Annotated in this window: 18 protein-coding genes; 9 read left to right on the plus strand and 9 right to left on the minus strand. The window is 72.4% G+C overall.

The features are described from left to right. Positions 1–23: 23 nt before the first annotated feature. The 3 genes from ACZ4Z3_RS23330 to ACZ4Z3_RS23340 all read right to left on the minus strand — a co-directional run bounded on the left by ACZ4Z3_RS23330 (position 24) and on the right by ACZ4Z3_RS23340 (position 4,997). A complete protein-coding gene (locus ACZ4Z3_RS23330; RefSeq protein WP_468502822.1) occupies positions 24–1,877 on the minus strand; it encodes a nickel transporter in 1,854 nt (617 codons plus the stop codon). Then, entirely contained in the window at positions 1,874–3,340 is a 1,467-nt protein-coding gene (locus ACZ4Z3_RS23335) for a tetratricopeptide repeat protein (RefSeq protein ID WP_468502823.1), read from the minus strand. Before ACZ4Z3_RS23335 ends, ACZ4Z3_RS23330 begins: the two co-directional genes overlap by 4 nt. Positions 3,341–3,473: 133 nt before the next feature. Beyond that, the gene (locus ACZ4Z3_RS23340) at positions 3,474–4,997 is read right to left on the minus strand and encodes a DUF4331 domain-containing protein (protein ID WP_468502824.1); all 1,524 of its coding nucleotides are present in this window, start codon (positions 4,995–4,997) and stop codon (positions 3,474–3,476) included. Positions 4,998–5,324: 327 nt separating this feature from the next. On the opposite strand from ACZ4Z3_RS23340, the gene ACZ4Z3_RS23345 reads away from it, so the two are divergent. The 3 genes from ACZ4Z3_RS23345 to ACZ4Z3_RS23355 all read left to right on the plus strand — a co-directional run bounded on the left by ACZ4Z3_RS23345 (position 5,325) and on the right by ACZ4Z3_RS23355 (position 7,135). Beyond that, on the plus strand, positions 5,325–5,867 hold the full coding sequence (locus tag ACZ4Z3_RS23345; RefSeq protein WP_468502825.1) for a sigma-70 family RNA polymerase sigma factor: 543 nt from the start codon (positions 5,325–5,327) through the stop codon (positions 5,865–5,867). An 82-nt stretch (positions 5,868–5,949) separates the two neighbouring features. Then, on the plus strand, positions 5,950–6,753 hold the full coding sequence (locus tag ACZ4Z3_RS23350; protein WP_468502826.1) for an anti-sigma factor: 804 nt from the start codon (positions 5,950–5,952) through the stop codon (positions 6,751–6,753). Between the two features lie 115 nt (positions 6,754–6,868). Continuing rightward, positions 6,869–7,135: a hypothetical protein gene (locus tag ACZ4Z3_RS23355; RefSeq protein ID WP_055541681.1), complete on the plus strand. Its 267-nt coding sequence runs from the start codon at positions 6,869–6,871 to the stop codon at positions 7,133–7,135. Between the two features lie 30 nt (positions 7,136–7,165). On the opposite strand, the gene ACZ4Z3_RS23360 is transcribed toward ACZ4Z3_RS23355, so the two are convergent. The 3 genes from ACZ4Z3_RS23360 to ACZ4Z3_RS23370 all read right to left on the minus strand — a co-directional run bounded on the left by ACZ4Z3_RS23360 (position 7,166) and on the right by ACZ4Z3_RS23370 (position 10,257). Beyond that, on the minus strand, positions 7,166–8,389 hold the full coding sequence (locus tag ACZ4Z3_RS23360) for a CaiB/BaiF CoA transferase family protein (RefSeq protein ID WP_468502827.1): 1,224 nt from the start codon (positions 8,387–8,389) through the stop codon (positions 7,166–7,168). A 111-nt stretch (positions 8,390–8,500) separates the two neighbouring features. Further along, the gene (locus tag ACZ4Z3_RS23365) at positions 8,501–9,283 is read right to left on the minus strand and encodes an ABC transporter permease (RefSeq protein WP_468502828.1); all 783 of its coding nucleotides are present in this window, start codon (positions 9,281–9,283) and stop codon (positions 8,501–8,503) included. Then, a complete protein-coding gene (locus tag ACZ4Z3_RS23370) occupies positions 9,280–10,257 on the minus strand; it encodes an ATP-binding cassette domain-containing protein (protein WP_468502829.1) in 978 nt (325 codons plus the stop codon). The genes ACZ4Z3_RS23365 and ACZ4Z3_RS23370 overlap by 4 nt, the downstream gene beginning before the upstream one ends. Before the next feature lie 63 nt (positions 10,258–10,320). Here ACZ4Z3_RS23370 and ACZ4Z3_RS23375 point away from each other — a divergent pair, with 63 nt between their 5' ends. Next, positions 10,321–11,028: a TetR/AcrR family transcriptional regulator gene (locus ACZ4Z3_RS23375; protein ID WP_468502830.1), complete on the plus strand. Its 708-nt coding sequence runs from the start codon at positions 10,321–10,323 to the stop codon at positions 11,026–11,028. Positions 11,029–11,051: 23 nt separating this feature from the next. On the opposite strand, the gene ACZ4Z3_RS23380 is transcribed toward ACZ4Z3_RS23375, so the two are convergent. Genes ACZ4Z3_RS23380 through hmgA form a run of 3 tightly spaced genes read right to left on the minus strand, consistent with a single transcriptional unit; the run spans position 11,052 to position 14,361 of the window. Then, the gene (locus tag ACZ4Z3_RS23380) at positions 11,052–12,245 is read right to left on the minus strand and encodes a type ISP restriction/modification enzyme (protein ID WP_468502831.1); all 1,194 of its coding nucleotides are present in this window, start codon (positions 12,243–12,245) and stop codon (positions 11,052–11,054) included. A gap of 12 nt (positions 12,246–12,257) precedes the next feature. Further along, complete coding sequence (locus ACZ4Z3_RS23385; RefSeq protein ID WP_468502832.1) at positions 12,258–13,007, minus strand: GntR family transcriptional regulator; 750 nt, start codon at positions 13,005–13,007, stop codon at positions 12,258–12,260. A gap of 28 nt (positions 13,008–13,035) precedes the next feature. Further along, positions 13,036–14,361, minus strand: a complete 1,326-nt coding sequence (gene hmgA / locus ACZ4Z3_RS23390; protein ID WP_468502833.1) for a homogentisate 1,2-dioxygenase — start codon at positions 14,359–14,361, stop codon at positions 13,036–13,038. A gap of 304 nt (positions 14,362–14,665) precedes the next feature. Here hmgA and ACZ4Z3_RS23395 point away from each other — a divergent pair, with 304 nt between their 5' ends. From ACZ4Z3_RS23395 to ACZ4Z3_RS23415, 5 genes are all read left to right on the plus strand, one after another. Further along, positions 14,666–15,283 (plus strand): TetR/AcrR family transcriptional regulator, encoded by a 618-nt coding sequence (locus tag ACZ4Z3_RS23395; protein ID WP_468502834.1) that lies wholly within the window; start codon positions 14,666–14,668, stop codon positions 15,281–15,283. Between the two features lie 131 nt (positions 15,284–15,414). Then, positions 15,415–17,670 carry a molybdopterin oxidoreductase family protein gene (locus ACZ4Z3_RS23400; protein WP_468502835.1) on the plus strand — a complete coding sequence of 752 codons (2,256 nt, stop codon included), beginning with the start codon at positions 15,415–15,417 and terminating at the stop codon, positions 17,668–17,670. Between the two features lie 121 nt (positions 17,671–17,791). Then, positions 17,792–19,249, plus strand: a complete 1,458-nt coding sequence (locus ACZ4Z3_RS23405) for a CitMHS family transporter (protein ID WP_468502836.1) — start codon at positions 17,792–17,794, stop codon at positions 19,247–19,249. Between the two features lie 41 nt (positions 19,250–19,290). Next, complete coding sequence (locus ACZ4Z3_RS23410) at positions 19,291–20,544, plus strand: MFS transporter (RefSeq protein ID WP_468502837.1); 1,254 nt, start codon at positions 19,291–19,293, stop codon at positions 20,542–20,544. A gap of 100 nt (positions 20,545–20,644) precedes the next feature. Continuing rightward, the gene (locus ACZ4Z3_RS23415) at positions 20,645–21,244 is read left to right on the plus strand and encodes a hypothetical protein (RefSeq protein WP_468502838.1); all 600 of its coding nucleotides are present in this window, start codon (positions 20,645–20,647) and stop codon (positions 21,242–21,244) included. Positions 21,245–21,478: the final 234 nt, after the last annotated feature.

Below are 21,478 nucleotides of genomic sequence, written 5' to 3' on the forward strand. Positions count from 1 at the left end.
TGCGATTTCTCCCCAAAAGTAGCTCAGAGGAACGCGGATGCCGCCCCCTTGACCACCAAACCCGCCCCGAGGGCGACGACCAGCAGCGCCGACGCCAGCGGGACGGTGCGGCGGACCAGCGCCGCGGTGGGGCCGCCGAGCCGGCCCTGACCCTTGTCCATCACGCGCGCGGCCCAGCCGCCCGCCTTCACCACGGCGTACCCGGCCGCGGTCAGCGTGAGCGCCAGACCGATGCCGTACGCCAGCACCAGCAGCAGGCCGAACCACGCCTTGCCCATCGCCGCCGCGCCGACCAGTACGACCACCGCGGAGGGGCTCGGCACCATGCCGCCCGCGAAACCCAGGAGGATCGTGCCGCGCAGGGTGGGCGCGGTGGGGTGGGTGTGGGTGAAACCACCGTGGGTGTGGGTCAGACCACCGCCGAGCAGGGAGCGCTTGGGGGCGGGGGTGTGGTCGTGGTCGTGGTCATGGCTGTGACCGTGCTGGTGCCCGTGGTCATGGCTGTGCTCGTGGGCGGTGCCATGGCTGTGGGTGTGTGCCTCGGCCGGGGCCGTTTCGGGCTCGTGGGTGTGGGCGTGGGCCTCGCCGTGTGTACGCGGGTGCGCGTGCGCGAGGACGAGCTGCTTCTGGGGCTCGGGCTCGGGCGCGTGGTCGTGTGTGGGGGAGTGGCCGCCCCCATGGCTGTGGTCGTGGCTGTGGCTGTGGCTGTGGCTGTGGGAGTGCCCGTGCCCATGGCTGTGGGTGTGACCGTGACCGTGGTCATGGTCGTGGTCGTGCGTGTGCTCGTGACCTTGGCCGTGCCCATGTCCATGTCCATGTCCATGTCCGTGTCCCGGCGTCAGCGCGAGTTTGCGGTTCAGCCAGGCACGGCGGGCCAGGGTCACGCCCGCCGTCATCACGAAGAGACCGCTCGCGATGCCCAGCCAGGTGATGACGGACGGGGCGGCGGCGGAGCCGGCGAGGACCAGCAGCCCGAGGGCGACCACGCCCAGGGTGTGGGTGATCGTCACCGACGCGGCCATGGGGAGCACATCGCGCATCCGGGCGCGGTCGCGGGCGGCGGCGGTCGCGGCCATGAGCGTCTTGCCGTGGCCCGGGGCGAGCGCGTGCATCGCGCCGAGGAACAGGGCGATGCCGAAGGCCAGCGCGCCGAAGCCGAGGGTGAGGTCGTGGCTGGAGACCAAATCGTCCAGGGCCCGTGTCCAGCGGTCCGCGCCGCGCGGGAGGATCGAGGCCCCCGGCGCGTCGCCCTCGCGCTCCGCCAGCGCGGGACCGCCGGGCCGCACCTGGAGGGACGCGGCCGCGGTGTCCTCGGGGGACTGGAGCAGTTCCTGGGGGTAGTCGGTGAGCCGGTCGGACACCGACTCCTCCGGCACGTCCGACCCGGTCAGGGTCATCCGGTCGCCCTGCGCGGTGACCTCGCGCCAGCCGGGTCCGGAGTCCACGGCGGCGTGGAAGCGCACGTCGACGGCCCGGTCCGGCAGGGCGGCCCGCAGCCGGCACTCCACACGGAGGGTCCTCAATCCGGCCTGGCCCGGCCGCTCCTGGGCCCGGCTCGACGCGACGGTCACCTCGACGGCCCGTCCGTCGACCGTCACCTCGGTGTCCCCGGCGGCCGTCGCGCACCGCTCGCGGGCCCACCCCGCCCTGCCCAGGCGCTCGATGGCGGGCTCGGCCTGGGTGGCGGGGATCTCCGCCAGGTCCTCCACATGGAGGATCCTGAGCTGTCCGGGGGCGGCGACCAGCCCGTCGTACCGGTTGACGGTGAAGTTGCCGAGAGGGTGCGCGCTGGCGGTTCCGCTGGGCACGAGCACCAGGGCACAGGCGGCCGTGAGGACCGCCGCGCAGGAGGCGAACAGGCGCCTAGGGGCGGTCACTTGGCCTCCAGAGCCTTCAGGGCCGTACGGGCCTCGGCGGCGCCGCGCGGTGCGAAGCCGGGGTTCAGATCGAGTGCCGCTTCGAGGGAGGCCTTCGCCGCCTTCTTCTCGCCGGCGCCGTACTCGACCATCCCCCGGTGGTACAGGAACGTGGCGTCCTTGTAGCCGGGAGCGGTGGCCCGCCTGGCGTACGGCAGGGCCTCCTTGTCGCGGCCGTTGACGTGCAGTGCCCAGGCGAGGGCGTCCGCCGTGTGAACCGTCTCGCGGCGCTTCCACTCCGCCTCGGCCGCGCGCAGGGCGGCCTTCTTGTCGCCGTGGTCGGCGGCGGCGAGCGCCGTGTCGAGGTCGGCGTTGACGCCGTTGGCGCGGGCGATCGCGGTGTAGGCGTTCACCAGCGCGTACTGGTCGCGGGCCGCCGACTTGTCGCCCTTCGCGTCGTACAGCTCGCCGAGCAGGACCAGCGGGCCGGGCAGCGGGTAGGCGGACACGACCTGTTCGAGTCCGCGGACGGCCTCGGTGGTGTCGCCGCTCGCGGCCTGGGCGCGGGCGCGGCCCTCCAGGGCGGGGAGGTAGGTGTCGTCGGCGCCCAGGGCGCGCGCGTAGTGGTCGAGCGCCGTCTTGACGTCGCCCTGCTTCCAGGCCAGTTGGCCGAGCTGGGTGGCCACGTAGGCGATGTCACCCCGCGTGACCGCCGAGTCGAGCGCCTGCCGCAGGACGCGGCGGGCGGTCTTCACATCGCCCCGCAGCTCGTGCACATAGGCGTAGCGAGTGAACACGGGGATGCCCGGGCGGCGGGTGTCGGCGACCTTCGCCGCCTTCAACGCCTCGTCGTAGCGGCCGAGTTCGACGAGGGCGTCGATCCGGCTGCACAGCGCCCGTTCGCTGTACGGGTTCTCCTTCAGGGCCCGGTCCGCGTAGCGCAGGGCGTCCTCGAACTCGTGCCGGGCCGCGGCGAGCGCGGCGAGGCCGACGAGGGCCGGGTCGTTGTCCGGGCGCAGCTTCAGGGAACGGTTCAGGGCCTTCTCGGCCTGCGGGTAGCGGGAGGGGTCGCCCTTGGTGCGGGCCTGTTCCACATAGGCGAGGCCGAGGGTCGACCAGGAGCCGAAGTCCCGCGGCTGGTCCTTGAGATGGGCCTGCAACGCCTTGACCGACGTGTCCAGGTCCCCGCCGGCCAGCTGCGCCGCCGGGAGTCCCGGCGAGGAGGAGAGAGCGACCGTCCCGTCGTCGTCCCGGGCGCCCAGCGCGATCGCGAACCCGGTGAACGCGACGGCCAGCGCGGCCGCGCACGCGGTGAGCCGCAGCAGCCGCCCCCGGACGGGCTCACGAACCGGCTCACGAACGGGCGCGACGTCGCCGGAATCGGTACCCGACTCGGTGCCATCGTGCCCGTCGGCCTCGGGAGCCCCCTCGTCGGGGCGCGGACGTCCGTCCTGCGACGCGCTGTCGTTCGTACGCGGGGACATGCCCTCTCCTCAAAGTCCTTGCCGAGCAACGGTGGTGACGTCGGTGGGGCGCGGCCCGCGCCGTGGGGGATGGATACGAGCGGACCGCGCCGGTCGGTGGGCCGGGCCCCCGTGGGACCCGGCCGGGGTGGGCCTAGTAGTAGGCCCGGTCGTTCCGGCGGCGCCACCACAGCAGGCCCGAGCCGATGAGCAGGACACCGACCGCGCCGGCACCCGCGGAGGCCGCGATCAGCGTGGTGTCGTCCATGCCGGCCTCGACGCCACCGCCCAGCGCGCTGCGCACGTTGTTCGTGGTGTTGCCCTTGACCGTCTTGCCCCGGGAACCGGCCGTCGGCAGACCGACGTACGGGAAGGACTTGCCGAACTTCTTGTCGTTCTTGTCGACCGCGTCGCCCAGGTCGTTCTTGGCGCCGACCAGTTCGCCCTCGACCACCTGGAGCGCGATGTCGATCACGTCGTCGGTGAGCCGGCGCCCGTTCGGGAAGCCCTGGTTGTCACCGTCGAGGACACCGAGCCGCTTCGGGTTCGCGGTGGGCTTGATGGAGGTGTTGAGGCGCAGCTGCTCCGACGGGGTCACGTGCGGCGGCTGGTTGAGGCCCTTGACACCCTTCAGGAAGACGTCGACGAGGTCGTTGCGCGGCGTCTTCGGGGCAGGGATCTTGTAGATCGCCTCGATCAGCTTCGGCAGCTCCGGCTCGGTGACGTTCTTCAGGAACTGGGCGTCCTCCGTGGGCGAGGACGCGTTGAACCGGTCCTTGTCCTTCAGCGGGTTGACGACCTCGTTCACCAGCGGCATGCCGAGGCGCGACACCTGGTGGAAGCGGCCGTTGGCGCCCTTGCGCTGCGTCGTCGACCATATGCCGACGATCGGCTGGTCCTTGGAGTAGGCGAGCGCCTCGCTCGGCACCTGGAGCGCGATCGAGTTGACGTTGTAGCCCTTGAGGGTGTCCCGCCCGACCTCGGAGAGGTCACCGCCGTACAGCAGGTCGAAGACCCGCAGGTCCAGGAAGAACGGGTCGTCGGCCTGGCCGGCGAACGTCGTCACACCGCTCGCGGTCTTGTAGACGGCCTCGTCGCGCAGCTTCTTGAAGTTCGGCATCGACGCCTTGCCGACGTTGGAGGGCGCCACCCACACGTCGTCGGCGAGCTTCGTCCGGGACACCGGGCGGCGGTCCCGCAGCTTGATCAGCTCGATGTCGTACGTCTGCGTGATGTTGAGGTCCGGGTCGTCCAGGCTCTCCACGACCCCCGTGTTGTACAGGAACGTCCTGTCGTTCTTCGTCTTGGTGTCGAACGTGTAGCGGAAGATCAGGTCTTCCTTCGCGTCGCCGTCCTGGTCGACGCGGATGTCGTACTGGGCGTCCTCGGAGAACGGGAAGAAGTTCGGTCCGCCCGCCGGCTCCTCGAAGGGGATCCAGTTCGCGACGATCGTCGTCGTGTCCGGCCTGTCCGGGCTGACGAACGCGTACACGTCGGTGTTGTCGAACTGCGGCTCCCCCGAGATCAGGGGGGCCTCACGGTGACTGGAGGCGGAGGCCGTCCCCGGCTCCAGCACGGTGACGCCGGCGGCTGCGAGCCCTCCGGCGGCCAGCGAAGCACAGATGAGGGCCGCGATGCTCCGCCGCCCCGCGCCGCTCTTGGAAGTAGGTGTCGTCATGCCGTCCGTCCTCTGTCCCAACTTGCCTGACGAACGCCATTCGGAGCGGTCGGCAGGGTGGATTGGTCGAATCCCAAACGTTCTTACGGCGCGTTTGAAAGGTTGTCTCAGCGGAAAGCGGGATTCCTCGATCGAGATCGCGTTCGGAGCCCGGCACGAGCCCAACCGGAGCCCGTCAGGAGCCGATCCGGCCGGATCCGATCGGATTCGTCGACGGGGGACCCGCGTTTTGGGCACGCTGATCCGTAACCCCATCCGGAGGTGGGTCGGTTGCGAATGCCTTACGCGCGGGGATGGCCGTGCTCGGCCGGAGGCGAGGGGGAGCGAGTGGAGGCGGACAAACTCCTGGTCCGGGTGGCCGGAGGTGACCAGCGGGCCTTCGAGGAGCTGTACACCCTGGTGTCCGGGCCGGTGTTCGGTCTGGTGCGCCGGGTCGTACGCGACCCCGCGCAGTCGGAGGAGGTGGCCCAGGAGGTGCTGCTCGAACTCTGGCGCTCCGCCGGCCGCTTCGACCCCGCCCGGGGCAGCGCCCTGTCCTGGATCCTCACCCTCGCCCACCGGCGCGCGGTGGACCGGGTGCGCAGCGCGCGCGCCGCCACCGAGCGCGAGCAGCGCGAGGGCCGCCGGGCCCACGCCACCGCCTTCGACCAGGTCGCCGAGGAGGTCGAGGCGGGCCTCGAACGCCAGTGGGTGCGCCACTGCCTGGAACGGCTCACCACGCTCCAGCGCGAGTCGGTCACCCTCGCCTACTACGACGGCTACACCTACCGTGAAGTGGCCGAGCGGCTCTCGCTGCCCCTCGGCACGGTCAAGACCCGTATGCGCGACGGACTCACACGGCTGCGCGAATGCCTGGGAGGAGTCGCATGAGCGCCCTGATCGGCCTCGTGGCACATGAGGCCCCGTTCGGTTCCACGGCGCACCGCGCCCGGGTGCCCGAGGGAGGCGCGGCATGAGCCTGTTCCGCCGCGAGGACCTCCACTCGCTCGCCGCCCCCTACGCCCTCGACGCCCTGGAACCCGACGAGCGCCGCCGCTTCGAGAAGCACCTGGAACGCTGCGACCGCTGCCCCGCCGAGGTGCGCGCCCTGGCGGAGGACGCGGTCCGCCTCGCCTGGTCGACGGCCGTCCCCGCGCCGGCCGCGATGCGCGACCGGGTGCTCGCCGCCGTACGGAGCACTCCCCAGGAGGCCCCGGCGCAGGCGCGGCCCCAGCAGCATCTGCCGCCGCACGTCTGGGGCACCGCGCCGCCACCGAAGGCGCGCGCCCGTACGCCCCGGATGCGCCCTTTGTTCATGCCGCTCGCCACCGTCACCGCCGCCGGCGCGCTCGTCGTGGCGTCGTTCTTCGCCGTCGAGGCGAACCGGACACAGGATCAGCTGGACGCGGAGCGCGCGCAGTCGCGTGAGATCGCCCACGTTCTCACCGCGCCGGACGTCCGGGCGACCCGGGAACAGGACGCGAAGGGCAATGGAATCGGAGTGATCGCTTCCGCCGAGGAGGGGACTGCGATCGTGACCCTCGCCGGATTCGAGGACCTCCCCCGCGACCGGGTGCACCAGCTCTGGCTCATGCGCCCCGACGTGCAACCACGCTCCCTGGGCCTCTTCGACGGCGACACGCCCTTGGTCACGAACGGATTGGACACCGATGCGACGTCACTCGCCGTGACCGTCGAGCCCGACGGGGGATCAGCACAGCCCACCAGCCAGCCAATTGTCCAACTCGCCCTGAAATCAGTAGGATTCGGAGAGTAATCGACAACGCCCTTACGGGGTAGGTGTATACCGGGACCGTGATTCCCGAGTGCTCGGGTGGGGCGATATGGTTACGCTGCCCGGGCCGGGTGGACTCGAACGGGTGGGGAGTGACATGGAACAGATAACAGTCCGCAGGGCGCGAGTGCCTGCGATCACCTGCGGGAGCAGTGCGACCAGTTCGCGCCTCGACCGCCATCTCTCGGTGCTGAGCGGCCCCGCCGTGCCGCAGCGTGAGACGGCCGAGGCGACCTCGCTGATGCGCGAGATAACGGCGCGTTCCCCGCACGAGAAGCGTGCCGCCAAGGACACCCGCGTCGGCCGTGTCTCGCTGTTCGCGCCCCTGAGGCGGTTGCGCCGCTCGCTCTTCGGCAGCCGCTAGCACCAAGGATCTTCAGCAGGAAGCCCGCGCTCAGGCGATCACACCGTCCCGGCGCAGCGCTGCGATCTCGTCGCCCGTCATCCCCACGGCGCGCAGCAGCGACTCGGTGTGCTCCCCGAGCGCGGGTACCGCCCCCATCCGTGCCTCGTCCCCGCCCGGCAGCGTGATGGGCGGCAGCAGCGCCCTGAGCGGCCCCACCGGTGAACCCACTTCCCGCCACCGGTCCCGGGCCGCCAGTTGCGGATGCTCCGCCAGGTCGTGCACGTCCCGCAGGCGTGCGCACGCGATCCCGGCCGCCTCCAGTCGCGCCACCGCCTCGTCCGCGTTCAGGACGCCCAGCGCCTTCGCCACCGCCTCGTCCGTACGGTCCCGGTGCGCCACCCGGGCCGGGTTGGTCGCGAACGCCGGGTCATCGGCCAACTCGGGACGCCCCAGCACCTGTTCGGTGAGCCGTCGCCACTCGCGGTCGTTCTGCACCGACAGCAGCACCCGGCCGCCGTCCGCCGTCGGATAGGCGTCGTAGGGCGCGATCACCGCGTGCGCGAGGCCCGTCCGCACCGGGGGAGTGCCGCCGTGCAGGGTGTGGTGCAGCGGGTGCCCCATCCACTCGGCGAGCGCCTCCAGCATCGACACCTCCACCGGCCCGCCCCGACCGGTGGTGCCCCGGCGGACGAGCGCCGCGAGGACCCCCGAGAACGCGTACATCCCGGCGGCGATGTCCGCCGCCGGGATGCCCGCCTTCACCGGCTGCTCCGGGGTGCCCGTCACCGACACCAGCCCGGCCTCGCACTGCACGAGCATGTCGTACGCCCGCTTGTCCGCGTACGGCCCGGACGCCCCGTAGCCGGAGATGTCCACCGCGATCAGCCGGGGGTGCGCGGCGCACAGGGTGGCGGCGTCCAGACCGAGCCGGGCCGCCGCGCCGTGCGCGAGGTTCTGCACGAACACGTCGGCGTCCGCCACCAGCCGCCGTACGACGTCCAGGCCGCGTGGGTCCTTCAGATCGAGGGCGAGGGACTCCTTGCCCCGGTTGCACCACACGAAATGGGAGGCGAGGCCCCGCGCGGCGGTGTCGTAGCCGCGCGCGAAGTCACCGCCGTCCACCCGCTCGACCTTGATCACACGGGCGCCGAGGTCGGCGAGCTGCCGGGTGGCGAAGGGGGCCGCCACGGCCTGCTCGACGGCGACGACGGTGAGGCCGTCGAGGGGCAGGGGATCGCCGGTGCCGGTCGGTGAGCGCATGCCGTGGATCATGTCCCCGGCGGGGTGCCGTTGTCAGCAGGGCGTGCCGAGCGTCACGTGCCCCGCCCCGTCCTCCGCCTCCTGATCACCTGAGGCCGGCCCGTCCCCCGAACGGGCCGGAGGTCACCTGGGGCCGGCCGCGTAGGTCCGCACCGCGAGCGGTACGAACACCGCGAGGAGGACGGCGCACCAGGCCAGCGAACCGGCGACCGGGTGGGCGACCGGCCAGGCGGCGCCGTCGGGGACGGGCGCGTTCCCGAACAGGTCGCGCAGGGCCGTGGTGACCGCGCTGATCGGGTTCCACTCGGCGGCGGTGCGCAGCCAGCCCGGCAGACCCTCGGTCGGGATGTACGCGCTGGACAGCAGCGGCAACAGGAAGGTCGCCCCGCCCAGTTGGCCGGCCGCTTCCTCGTCGCGGGTGAGCAGGCCCAGGAAGACACCGATCCACACCGCCGTGAACCGGAACAGCAGCAGCAGGGCGAACGCGCCGGCCGCCGCGAGCGCGCCGCCCTCGATCCGCCAGCCGACCGCCAGCCCCACCAGCAGGAACGGCACCGTCCCCGCGGCCGTGAGGACCAGGTCCGCCGCGACCTGGCCGAGCGGGACGGCGGCCCGGCTCATCGGCAGGGTGCGGAACCGGTCCATGACGCCCCGGTGGGTGTCCTGCGCGGCCTGGAACATGCCGGTCATGATCCCGCCGGCCGCCGTCGCGACCAGCAGACCGGGCACCAGGAACCGCCGGTACTCCTCGCCCGGCACGGCGAGGGCGCTGCCGAAGACGTACCCGAAGAACAGCAGCATCGAGATCGGCATCGTCTGGGTGAGGATGAGCAGCCCCGGATTGTTCCGGGCCCGCCGCAGCTGACGGCCGAGCATGGCCGCGCCGTCGTACACCAACGCGCTCATGCGGCATGCTCCTTGACGTCGGAGTGGTCGGAGTGGTCGGTCGCGGGTGCCTCCGTGAGGCGGAGGAACACGTCGTCGAGGGTCGGTGGGCGCAGGCTCGCGTCGAGCAACGGCACCCCGGCCGCGTCGAGTTCGCGGACGAGACGGGGAAGCGTCAGCGTCGGGTCGAGGGAGACCGCGCCGACAGCGTGCCGGTCGCGGTCGAACGACGGCTCGGCCCCGGTGAGTTGGTCGAGGACGCCCGCCGCCGCGACCATCGCGTCGGCGTGCGCGACGACCACCTCCGCGTACGACCCGATGAGCGCCTTGAGCTGGGGCGGCGAGCCGCTGTGCGCGATCCGGCCCCGGTCCATCAGCACCACCTGGTCGGCGAGCCGGTCGGCCTCCTCCAGATACTGCGTCGTCAGCAGCATGGTCGTCCCCTCCGCCTTCAGGGCGCCCACGGCGTCCCAGATCTGGCTGCGGCTGACCGGGTCGAGCCCCGTGGTCGGCTCGTCGAGGAAGAGCACCGCCGGGTGCCGTATCAGGCTCGCCGCCAGGTCGAGCCGGCGGCGCATCCCGCCCGAGTACGTGGAGACGGGCCGGTCGGCGGCCTCGGCCAGCCCGAAGCGGTCGAGGAGTTCACCGGACCGGGCGGCGGTGTCGCGGACGCGGTGCAGCCGCGCGAACAGCCGCAGGTTCTGGCGCCCCGTGAGGTCCCCGTCCACCGACGCGTACTGCCCGGTCACCCCGATCGCCCGCCTTACGGCGTGCGGCTCCCGTACGAGGTCGTGCCCCGCGATCCGCGCCGAGCCGGCGTCCGGCCGCAGCAGCGTCGCCAGCAGCCGTACGGCGGTGGTCTTGCCCGCCCCGTTCGGGCCGAGCATCCCGACGACCGAGCCCCGCGCCACGGCCAGATCCAGGCCGCGGACGGCACGGACCTCCCCGAAACGCTTCTCCAGACCTTCACTAAGTACAGCGTACGTAGAAGTCATGGGTCGACCATAGCGCACTACGTACGCTGTACGTAACTAGGATGGTGGCCGAGGTGATGATCGATGGCTGGCCGACCGGCCGTACCCCACGTGATCTGGGCGCGCCCCGAGCGCACCGGCCGCGGCCCGAGGCCCGCGTTCAGCCGGGCGGACATCGCGGCGGCGGCGGTCCGGCTCGCCGACGAGGGCGGGCTCGACGCCGTGTCGATGCGGCACGTCGCGGCCGAGCTGGGCTGCGGCACCATGTCGCTCTACAACTACGTGCCGCGCAAGGAGGACCTGTACGAGCTGATGGTCGACGCCGTCGGCGGCGAGCACGAGCTGTGGGAGCCGAGCGGGGACTGGCGGGCCGACCTGCGCCGGGTGGCCCACCAGACACGGGAGCTGATGCGCCGGCATCCGTGGCTGCCGCGGCTGATGTCACCGGTGTACGGGTTCAGTCCGAACGCGTTGCGGTTCCTGGAGCACTGCCTGGCCTGCATGGACCCGCTCGACGCGCCGTACGGCACGAAGCTCCAGCTCCTGGCCCTGCTCAACGGGTGTGTGACGACCTACGTCGCGAACGAGCTGGCGACGGCGGAGCGGACGCGCGCGCTGCCGTGGTCCGAGGAGCAGGAGAACCAGGTGCGGATCGCGTACCTGGGCGGGCAGATCGCCTCCGGGGCGTATCCGCGGATGGCGGCGGCGTTCACGGAGGACGCGGGGCCGATCGACCTGGAGGCCGTCTTCGACTGGATGCTGGACAGGGTGCTGGACTCGTTCGCACCCTGAGGCCGTGCCGGGCGGCGGGCCGCTCACAGCAGGGTGAACTGGCCCTCCGGGCCCTCCTCGTCGTGGTCCAGCACCGAGGCCGGCCTGCGCGCCGACTCCACCACGGGGAGGACGCCGGCTGTGTGCAGGTCCTCCGATGAGAGGTGGTCCTTCACCGTCAACCCGTTCTGCTCCGGACGTAGTTCGGCGAGCAGTGCCAGGACCGTGATCAGCTCCAGGAGTTCCGACGTCCAGCTCTGGGGCCAGGTCGCGGGGCGTACGGCCTCCAGGGTGCCGGGTTCGGCGGGCTCCGTGCGGCGGGCGAACCACGCGTCGAGGATGCGGACACCGCCGACATGGAAGTCCCAGGCCCCGGCGGGCACCGGTGAGACGCGGCCCTCGTCGAGCAGGAGCGCCTCCTCGTCGGGGTCGTAGCGCAGTTCCACGGGGCGGGCCGGGAGCGGGGCGCGGACGTAGGGGCGCCGGCCTCCGGGGAGCTTGGGGCGGTCGCCGTCGCGGCGCATCAGCCAGAGGGCGCGGCGGCCCAGCCCGACGCCACGGGACCAGGTGTCGGCGTCCGCGGTGAGCGGGACCTCGATGCCCCGGGGGCCCGGACGCGCGGTCACCAGGATCCAGCCGAGGACGTCCAGGGGGTCCAGGCGGTCGGCGCCGACGCGGTCGGCGAGGAACTCCGTGAGACCCGGTGCCAGATTCGGTTCCCGGCCACCGGGCCGCCGGTACAGGGGGCGGACCCGGCCGACGCGCGGACCGTGCGGGGGAGTCAGCGGCAGGACCGCCGTGGCGAGGAGCAGCGGCCCGGACGGTTCGGGCGCGGGCGTCTGCTCCACCACGAACACCTGGTGCTCGTCCACGACCCGCCACAGCTCGGGGCGGGCCGCGTCGATCAGACGGTGGTCGGGGATGAGCCACTGCTCGTCGAAGGGCGCGGCGAGGACCCGTACCGGCTCGGGGCACGGGCCCGACTCGCGGACCAGCCGCCCGGTGCCGCCGGACCGGCCCGGCAGGCCCGGGACGGCGGACGTGAGGGTGCGGGAGCGCGTGGCGCCGAACAGGGCCTCGCGGTCCGGGCCCTCCGCCTTCATCAACGCGTCCCAGCGGGCCCTCAAGGCCGCCGCGTCGGGCGCCGCCGGCCACGCCCGGCCCAGCCGTGGCGGTGCGACGGACCACGGCATGAGGTCCGCCAGGAGCGGAGCGTCGTCGTGCGTCACGCGGGGCATCGTACGACCTCGTCAGTGGGCGTCGAGGGTGACCGTGAAGGAGAAGCGGTCGCCGCGGTAGTGGATGACCGCGACGTCCAGGACGCGGCCCGACTCGTCGTAGGTGACGCCCGTGTAGTGCAGGATCGGGCTGAGCAGGGGGATCTGGAGCAGACGGGCCGTCTCCGGGTCCGCGAGGCGCGCCTCGACGGTGTCGGTGATCCGGCTGATGGCCACGCCGACGGCGTCCCGGAGCACCTTGGTCATCGGCCAGCGGAGCAGGTCCTCCCGGTGGATGCGTTCGGCCAGCTCGGGGCGGACGTAGTTGCGGGCGTGGTTGGTGGGTTCCCCCGTCCGCTCGTCGCCGCGCAGCCGGTGATAGGTGGCCACCTCCGTCAAGTCGGGGAAGTAATCCGAGAGTTCACCCGACAGAGGGGTGCTTCCCTCGTCCAGCAGCTCGGTCGTCATACCGGACTGCTGGGCCACGATCGCGTCCACCGAGCCGAGCAGCCGCACCGGCGTGCCCCGTTGCGCGCCCGGCTCGATGAACGTGCCGCGCCGCCGGTGCCGGCTGATCAGCCCCTCGTCCTCCAGCTCCTTGAGCGCCTGCCGCATGGTCAGCACGCTCACCCCGTAGTGCCCGGCCAGTTGCTCCTCGGTGGGCAGGCGCAGCGGATCGTGGGGCGACCGGCCCAGTATCGAGGCGCGCAGGGACTGCGAGACCTGATACCAGAGAGGCAGCTTGCGGTTCAGGACGATCGAGTCCGGGGCGAAGGAGGTCACGACGCTATCCGTACCCGGCCCGGCGCGTTCAGCGCAACGGACCGAAGTGACGCTGGAGGCCCGACCACACCTCGTCGTACCCCTGCTGGAGGTGGTCCGCCCCGGCCGCCTGCGCGGTCGTCAGGATCGGCCACCGCGTCTCGAACATGAAGGCAAGCCCGTCGTCGACCTTCTGCGGCGCCAGCTCGGCGGCGCTCGCCCGGTCGAAGGTCTCCCGGTCGGGGCCGTGCGCGGACATCATCGTGTGCAGCGAGCCGCCCCCGGGCACGAAACCCCCTTCTCCGGCCGTCTTGGCGTCGTACGCGCCCTCGATGAGGCCCATGTACTCGCTCATCACGTTCCGGTGGAAGTACGGCGGCCGGAACGTGTCCTCGCCCACCAGCCAGCGCGGAGCGAACACCACGAAGTCCACACCGGCCAGCCCCGGGGTGTCCGACGGCGAGGTCAGGACGGTGAAGATCGACGGGTCCGGGTGGTCGTACGAGATCGAGCCGATGACGTTGAACCGGCGCAGGTCGTACACGTACGGCGTGTAGTTTCCGTGCCAGGCCACCACGTCGAGCGGCGAGTGGTCGTAGGTGGCCGTCCAGAGGTTCCCGCAGAACTTGTTCACCACCTCCACCGGGCCCTCCACGTCCTCGTACGCCGCCACCGGCGCCCGGAAGTCACGGGGGTTCGCCAGGCCGTTGGCGCCGATCGGGCCGAGGTCGGGCAGGCGGAAGGGGGCGCCGTAGTTCTCGCAGACGTAGCCGCGGGCGGTGGCGTCGAGGAGCTCGACACGGAAGCGGACCCCGCGCGGGACGAGGGCGACGTCGCCGGGCTCCGCGTGGAGCAGGCCGAACTCGGTGCGCAGGAGCAGGCCGCCGCGCTCCGGCACGATCAGCAGCTCGCCGTCGGCGTCGCTGAAGACCCGCTCCATGGAGGACGTGGCGTGGTACAGGTGCACGGCCATGCCGGCGCGCTGGGCCGCGTCGCCGTTCCCGCCGAGCGTCCACAGCCCGGCGAGGAAGTCGGTGCCCGCCGGGGGCTCCGGCAGGGGGTTCCAGCGCAGCCGGTTGGGGTCGGGGACCGTCTCGGTGAAGGGGGCCGTGCGCAGCGTGCCGTTGTCCGCGCGGGTGAAGGCCGGGTGCGCGGCCGACGGGCGGACACGGTAGAGCCAGGAGCGGCGGTTGTGCGCCCGCGGCTCGGTGAAGGCGGTACCGCTGAGCTGCTCCGCGTACAGGCCGAGCGGGGCGCGCTGGGGTGAGTTGCGGCCCTCGGGCAGCGCGCCCGGGACCGCCTCCGAGGCGTGCTCGTTGCCGAAACCGGAGAGGTACTCCAGCCCCTCGGCGGTCTTCCTCGCGTCCCCGCTCATGATCGCTCCCTCGCGCTCCTGATTCCTATGCATCACCGTAGGATTCGGGTCGGGCGGGCGCAAGAGGGCCGGTGGCCGGGCGCGGCACGCCGCGCCGGGCCGTGTCGCCACATCGGGTGCCATCGGGACGCCGCGGAGAACCGGAGTCGAGGTGGATCCGTCTTGTCAGTGCGGTGCTCTACGCTCCCGGCAGGGCCCGGACGTGCGGATGTTCGTCGTCCGCCGTGTTCGACCGCTGAGCGGGAGTGGCGGTACCGGCCGTACCTGTATCCGGAAGCTCATCGGACCTCGGCGGAAAGGCATCATGAAGCCCGTGTCCCAGGCGACCTCCTTGCGCCGCGCACCCGTGCAGCGGCGCAGTGCCGAACGACTGACCAGGATCCTCGACGCCTGCGCCGACCTCCTCGACGAGGTGGGCTACGACGCGCTGAGCACCCGTGCCGTGGCGCTGCGCGCGGGTGTGCCCATCGGCTCCGTCTACCGCTTCTTCGGCAACAAGCGCGCGATGGCCGACGCGCTCGCCGAACGCAACCTCGCCCGCTTCACCGAACGCGTCGGACGCCGGCTGGAGGGCACCGGCGACCGGGACTGGCGCACCGCCATGGACGCCGTCCTCGACGAGTACCTCGACATGAAGCGCCACGCCCCCGGCTTCGCCCTCATCGACTTCGGCAACCAGATCCCCGTCGGCGGCAGCCGCCAGGAGCCCAACACCCGCGTCGCCGACCGCCTCTCGGAGCTGCTCTCCGACTACATCGGCCGCACCCCCGACGAGGAGCTGCGCCGCGTCTTCCTCATCGCCGTCGAGACCGCCGACACCCTCGTCCACCTCTCCTTCCGGGTCTCCCCCGAGGGGGACCCGCGGATCATCGAGGAGATGCGGCAGCTGTTGCGGGCCTATCTCGCGCGCGTCCTGGACTGACCGGATCCGCCCCGTCCCCGCTCGCCCCTCCCGCTGATGCATACCGGTCGGTATGCTCGGCTGCGGCGCCGCGCCCTCCGTGCGCGCGGCGCCCGTCCGAGCGCCAACGCCGTCGCCCTCCGGGAGGACCCGTGTCCACCACCCCCGACTCCCGCACCGCCCTGCGGATCTGCCCGCTCTGCGAGGCCACCTGCGGGCTCACCCTCACCATCGAGGGCACCCGGGTCACCAAGGCCCGCGGTGACCGGGACGACGTCTTCAGCAAGGGGTTCATCTGCCCGAAGGGCGCCTCGTTCGGCGCGGCCGACGGCGACCCCGACCGGCTGCGCACCCCGCTGGTCCGCAAGGACGGGGAACTGCGGGAGGCCACCTGGGCGGAGGCCTTCGACGCCGTCGCCGCCGGACTGCGCCCGGTCGTCGAGGCGCACGGCCCGCACGCCGTCGGCGTCGTCCTCGGCAACCCCAACGTGCACACCATGGCGGGCGCCCTCTACCCGCCCGTCCTCCTCGCCGGGCTCGGCACCCGCAGCCTGTTCACCGCCTCCACGGTCGACCAGATGCCCAAGCACGTCTCCAGCGGACTCCTCTACGGCGACGCCCACGCCATCCCCGTACCGGACCTCGACCGCACCGACCACCTGCTGCTCCTCGGCGCCAACCCGCTGGAGTCCAACGGCAGTCTGTGCACCGCCCCCGACTTCCCCGGCAGGCTCAAGGCGCTCAAGGCCCGCGGCGGCACCCTCACCGTCGTCGACCCGCGGCTGACACGCACCGCCAAGCTGGCCGACCGGCACGTGGCCGTCCGCCCCGGCACGGACGCGCTGCTCCTCGCGGCGATGGCGCACGTCCTGTTCGAGGAGGACCTCGTCGACCTCGGCGATCTCGCCCCGAACGTCCTGGGCGTCGAGGAACTCGCCGCAGCCGTGCGGGCTTTCAGCCCCGAGGCCGCCGCCGACGCCTGCGACGTGGACGCCGGCGTGATCCGGGCCATGGCCCGTGAACTGGCCGCCGCGCCCACCGCCGCCGTCTACGGCCGCATCGGCAGCTGCACCGTCCCGCACGGCACCCTCGCCAGCTGGCTGGTCGACGTCCTCAACATCCTCACCGGCAACCTCGACCGGCCCGGCGGCGCCCTGTTCCCCCTCGCCGCCACCGACAAGACGCCACGGCCCGCCGGACCCGGCCGCGGCTTCGCCCTCGGCCGCTGGCACAGCCGGGTGAGCGGCCACCCCGAGGCCAAGGGCGAACTGCCGCTGTCCGCGCTCGCCGAGGAGATCGACACCGCCACACCCGAGGGCAGCCCCGTCCGCGCCCTGGTCGTCGTCGCCGCCAACCCCGTGCTCTCCGCGCCCGACGGCGACCGCCTCGACAAGGCGCTCGACTCGCTCGACTTCATGGTCAGCGTCGACCCCTACCTGAACGAGACCGCCCGGCACGCCGATGTCGTCCTGCCGCCGCCCCCGCCCTCGCAGGCCCCGCACTTCGACTTCGCTTTCAACGCGTTCGCCGTCCGCAACCAGGTCCGCTACAACCGGGCCGCCGTACCCCTGGAGGACGGCCGCCTGGCGGAGACCGAGATCCTCGCGCGCCTGACCCTCGCCGCCACCGGCATGCACGGCGCCGATCCCTCCGCCGTCGACGACCTGGTCATCGGCCAGACCCTCGGCAGGGCCGTCAAGGAGGCCCACTCGCCCGTCCACGGCCGGGACCCCAAGGAGTTGGCCGCCCTGCTCACCGGTGAGAGCGGCCCCGAACGGCGGCTCGACATGATGCTGCGCCTCGGCCCGTACGGCGACGGCTTCGGCGCCGACCCCGAAGGCCTGAACCTGGAGCGACTGCTCGCCCACCCGCACGGCATCGACCTCGGGCCCCTCCAGCCCCGGCTGCCCCAGCCGCTCAAGACGGTCAGCGGCAAGGTCGAGCTGCTGCCGGGGCCGATCGCCGACGACCTGCCGCGGCTTCGCACGGCCCTCGGGGAACGCCCGGACGGCCTCGTCCTCATCGGCCGCCGCCACCTGCGGTCCAACAACAGCTGGCTCCACAACGTGCCCGCCCTCACCGGCGGCACCAACCGCTGCACGCTGCACATCCACCCCGAGGACGCCGCACGCCTCGACATCACCGACGGGGACGCCGTACGGATCAAGGGCGCCGGGGGAGAGGTCACCGCCCCCGCGGAGGTCACCGACGGCGTACGCCGGGGCGTGGTGAGCCTTCCGCACGGCTGGGGACACGACCGGCCGGGCACCCGGATGAGCCACGCCGCGCTCGACCCCGGCGTCAACGTCAACCAGCTCCTCGACGGCTCGCTCCTTGATCCACTGTCGGGCAACGCGGTCCTCAACGGAGTGCCCGTGGAGCTCGCGCGAGCAGGCGCAACGCTGTGACCTGGAGTTTTGCGCTTATTGCTCGCATGTCAACATCTTGTTAACGCTTGTGGAGCCGCCCTAACGTCGTCGCACCGCCGGTGCCCTGGTGGGAGTTCAAGGGCGAACGTTAGGTATCCACATGTTGACCATCCTCGGCTTTGCCATGATCGCGACCTTCCTGGTCCTGATCATGATGAAGAAGATGTCGCCGATCGCGGCGCTCGTGCTGATCCCCGCTCTCTTCTGCGTCTTCGTAGGGAAGGGCGCCAAGCTCGGCGACTACGTCATCGAGGGGGTGGGCAACCTCGCGCCCACCGCCGCGATGCTCATGTTCGCCATCGTCTACTTCGGCCTCATGATCGACGTCGGCCTCTTCGACCCGATCGTCCGAGGCATCCTGAAGTTCTGCAAGGCCGACCCGCTGCGCATCGTCGTCGGCACGGCCCTGCTCGCCGCGATCGTCTCGCTCGACGGCGACGGCTCCACCACCTTCATGATCACCGTCTCGGCGATGTACCCGCTGTACAAGCGCCTGAAGATGAGCCTCGTCGTCATGACCGGTGTCGCCGCCACGGCCAACGGCGTGATGAACACGCTGCCCTGGGGCGGCCCGACCGCCCGCGCCGCCACCGCGCTCAAGCTCGACGCGGGCGACATCTTCGTCCCGATGATCCCGGCGCTCGCCGTCGGCCTCCTCTTCGTCTTCGTCCTCTCCTACTTCCTCGGTCTGCGCGAGCGCAAGCGCCTCGGTGTGCTGAGCCTCGACGAGGTCCTGGAGCAGGACAAGATCGTCAAGGACGAGGAGCAGGAGCAGTCCGAGGAGACCGTGCTCGTCGGCGCGGGCGCCTCCGCCGCCGGCTCCGGTGACGACAAGGTCCGTACGGCGAAGACCGCCGGCGGCGCCGGCTCCGGCACGGACGCCGACCCCGAGGGCGACGACGCCGACGACGTCCGCCTCCAGGGCCTGGACCCCGATCGCCCGACGCTGCGCCCCAAGCTGTACTGGTTCAACGCGCTGCTCACGGTCACGCTGCTCACCGCCATGATCATGGAGTGGCTGCCGATCCCGGTGCTGTTCATCCTCGGCGCCGCGCTCGCCCTGACGGTCAACTTCCCCCACATCCCCGACCAGAAGGCCCGGCTCGCCGCCCACGCCGACAACGTCCTCAACGTCTCCGGCATGGTCTTCGCCGCCGCCGTCTTCACCGGCGTCCTCCAGGGCACCGGCATGGTCGACTCCATGGCCAAGTGGATCGTCGACGGCATCCCCGAGGGCATGGGCCCGCACATGGCCCTCGTCACCGGCTTCCTGAGCCTGCCGCTCACGTACTTCATGTCCAACGACGGCTTCTACTTCGGTGTCCTGCCGGTCCTCGCCGAGGCCGGTGCCGCGCACGGTGTCTCGCCCCTGGAGATCGCCCGCGCCTCCCTCGTCGGCCAGCCGCTCCACATGTCCAGCCCGCTCGTGCCCGCCGTCTACGTCCTCGTGGGCATGGCGAAGGTCGAGTTCGGCGACCACACCCGGTTCGTCGTGAAGTGGGCGGCGGTCACCTCGCTGGTCATCCTGGGCGCCGGGATCCTGATGGGCATCATCTGAGCCGACGGGCGCCGTCGGTCGAGTCAAGGAGGAACCTCGTCGTGAGGCCCGGCAGGAATCGCGGCTGGCTGCTTCGCCTCGTCATCGCCTTCAGCTTCGCGCAGGGGGCGGTGTCGATGGCGCGGCCCGCCGTCTCCTACCGGGCCCTCGCGCTGGGCGCCGACGAGCGGGCGATCGGTGTGATCGCGGGGGTCTACGCCCTGCTCCCGCTGTTCGCCGCAGTCCCGCTCGGCCGCAGGACCGACCGGGGGCGGTGCGCGCCCCTGCTGCCCGTCGGTGTCGTCCTCATCGCCGGTGGCTGCGCCCTGAGCGGTCTGGCGAACTCGCTGGTGACCATGGCCGTCTGGAGCGGGGTGATGGGCCTCGGTCATCTCTCCTTCGTCATCGGCGCCCAGTCGCTGGTCGCCCGGCAGTCCGCGCCGCACGAACACGACCGCAACTTCGGCCACTTCACCATCGGCGCCTCCCTCGGCCAGCTGATCGGCCCGATCGCCGCCGGCGCCCTCATCGGCGGCCCGGACATGGCGCGGACGAGTGCCCTGGCGCTGGTGGTGACCGGCGCGGGGGCGGCGGTCGCGTTCACGTCGCTGTGGCGCATAGAGCGCCCCGTGGACCCCGACTCCCGCCCCGAGCAGGGCGAGCGGGTCCCCGTGCACCGCATCCTGCGCACCAGAGGAGTGCCCGGCGGCATCGTCATCAGCCTCGCGGTGCTGTCGGCGACCGACATCCTCACCGCCTACCTCCCGGTCGTCGGGGAGGAACGGGGCATCGCGCCGTCCGTCATCGGCCTCCTGCTGAGCCTGCGCGCCGCCGCCAGCATCGCCTGCCGTCTGGTGATGACGCCCATGCTGCGGTGGCTCGGCCGGACCGCCCTGCTCACCGTGACCTGTCTGCTCGGTGCCGTGCTGTGCGCGGGGATCGCGGTGCCGGTGCCCGTGTGGGCGCTGGCCCTGGTGCTCGCCGCGCTCGGCTTCTGCCTAGGGGTCGGGCAGCCGCTGTCCATGACGACGGTCGTGCACGCCGCCCCGGAGGACGCCCGCTCCACCGCCCTCGCGCTCCGGCTCACGGGCAACCGGCTCGGGCAGGTCGCGGCGCCGGCCGCCGCGGGTCTGGTCGCCGGTGTCGCGGGAGTGGCCGCGCCGTTCGTGATGCTCGGCGCGCTGCTGCTGGCGTCGGCGGGGATCGCCCTGCGCTCCCCGGCCGCCCCGGCGCGGGGGAGCGGAGGGGAGGAGCGTTCCGCCGGGCGGCGCGGCTCCCGGATCGGGGCGGTCTTGAGCCGGAAGAGGGATATCTGACGGCGTGTGAGGCGCGGCTCCCGCCGTTTTCCCTGTGATGTGACAGAGAGTCAGGTAAAAGCGTGATTTGTATGACAATCACCTGACTCGGAGGTCTTGCATGTCCACCTCGTCCCGCCCCCGCCGCGCCGGAGCACGTGCGAGTGCCGCCGTCCTCGCGACGCTCACCGCCATGGGAGTCACCATGATCTCGACACCGGCCGCCCTCGCGGCGCCGGGTGACCCCGATGTCAAGATCCACCGGGTGGGCTTCCCGTTCAGCAACCAGCGCCACCAGCCGAACGTCTGCGACTTCTATCTGGCCGCGTTCAACTTCCGCGCGGGACAGAGCATCGCCTGGAGCATCAACAAGCTGCCGCCCGCCCCGGTCCCCAACCCCATCGCCGAGGGCACCATCGCGCTCGCGGACGACGGCAGCGGCTACACCCCGCCGGTGACCCCCGAGGGTGCCGTGCGGTTCCAGGAGGGCGACTACCGGCTGACCTGGCGGATCGTCGGCGAAGCGGCCGCGCCCAGGTTCAAGGACTTCAACGTGAACTGCCCCGTCGCGCCCAACGGAGGCCCGCCGGCCGGCGGCGGCGGTCTCGCCATGACCAAGGACTTCTCGCCGGTCGCCGGGACGGCCGCCGTGGGCCTCGCGGCGGTGGGCGGGGCCGCCTATCTGCGGCTGCGCCGTCGTCGCGCCGATGGCGCCGCGTAGACGCGCCCCGCGGCCCTGGCACCGGACGCGCGCCTACCGCCTCACCCGGACGATCGTGCTGACCGTCGTGCTGGTGGTGAGCCTCGCGAACTGGGCGAAGGACGACGAGCGGGGCGGCCCCCACGGGGCCGACCTCGCCGGGGCCCGGGGGGCGCGCGATGCGGGGACATCGCGCGCCCCCGCGCCCGGGTACTCCCCACCCCCCACGCCGTTGCCCACGGCGCGCCCCACGAC

Source organism: Streptomyces sp. NPDC030296 (assembly GCF_055572815.1).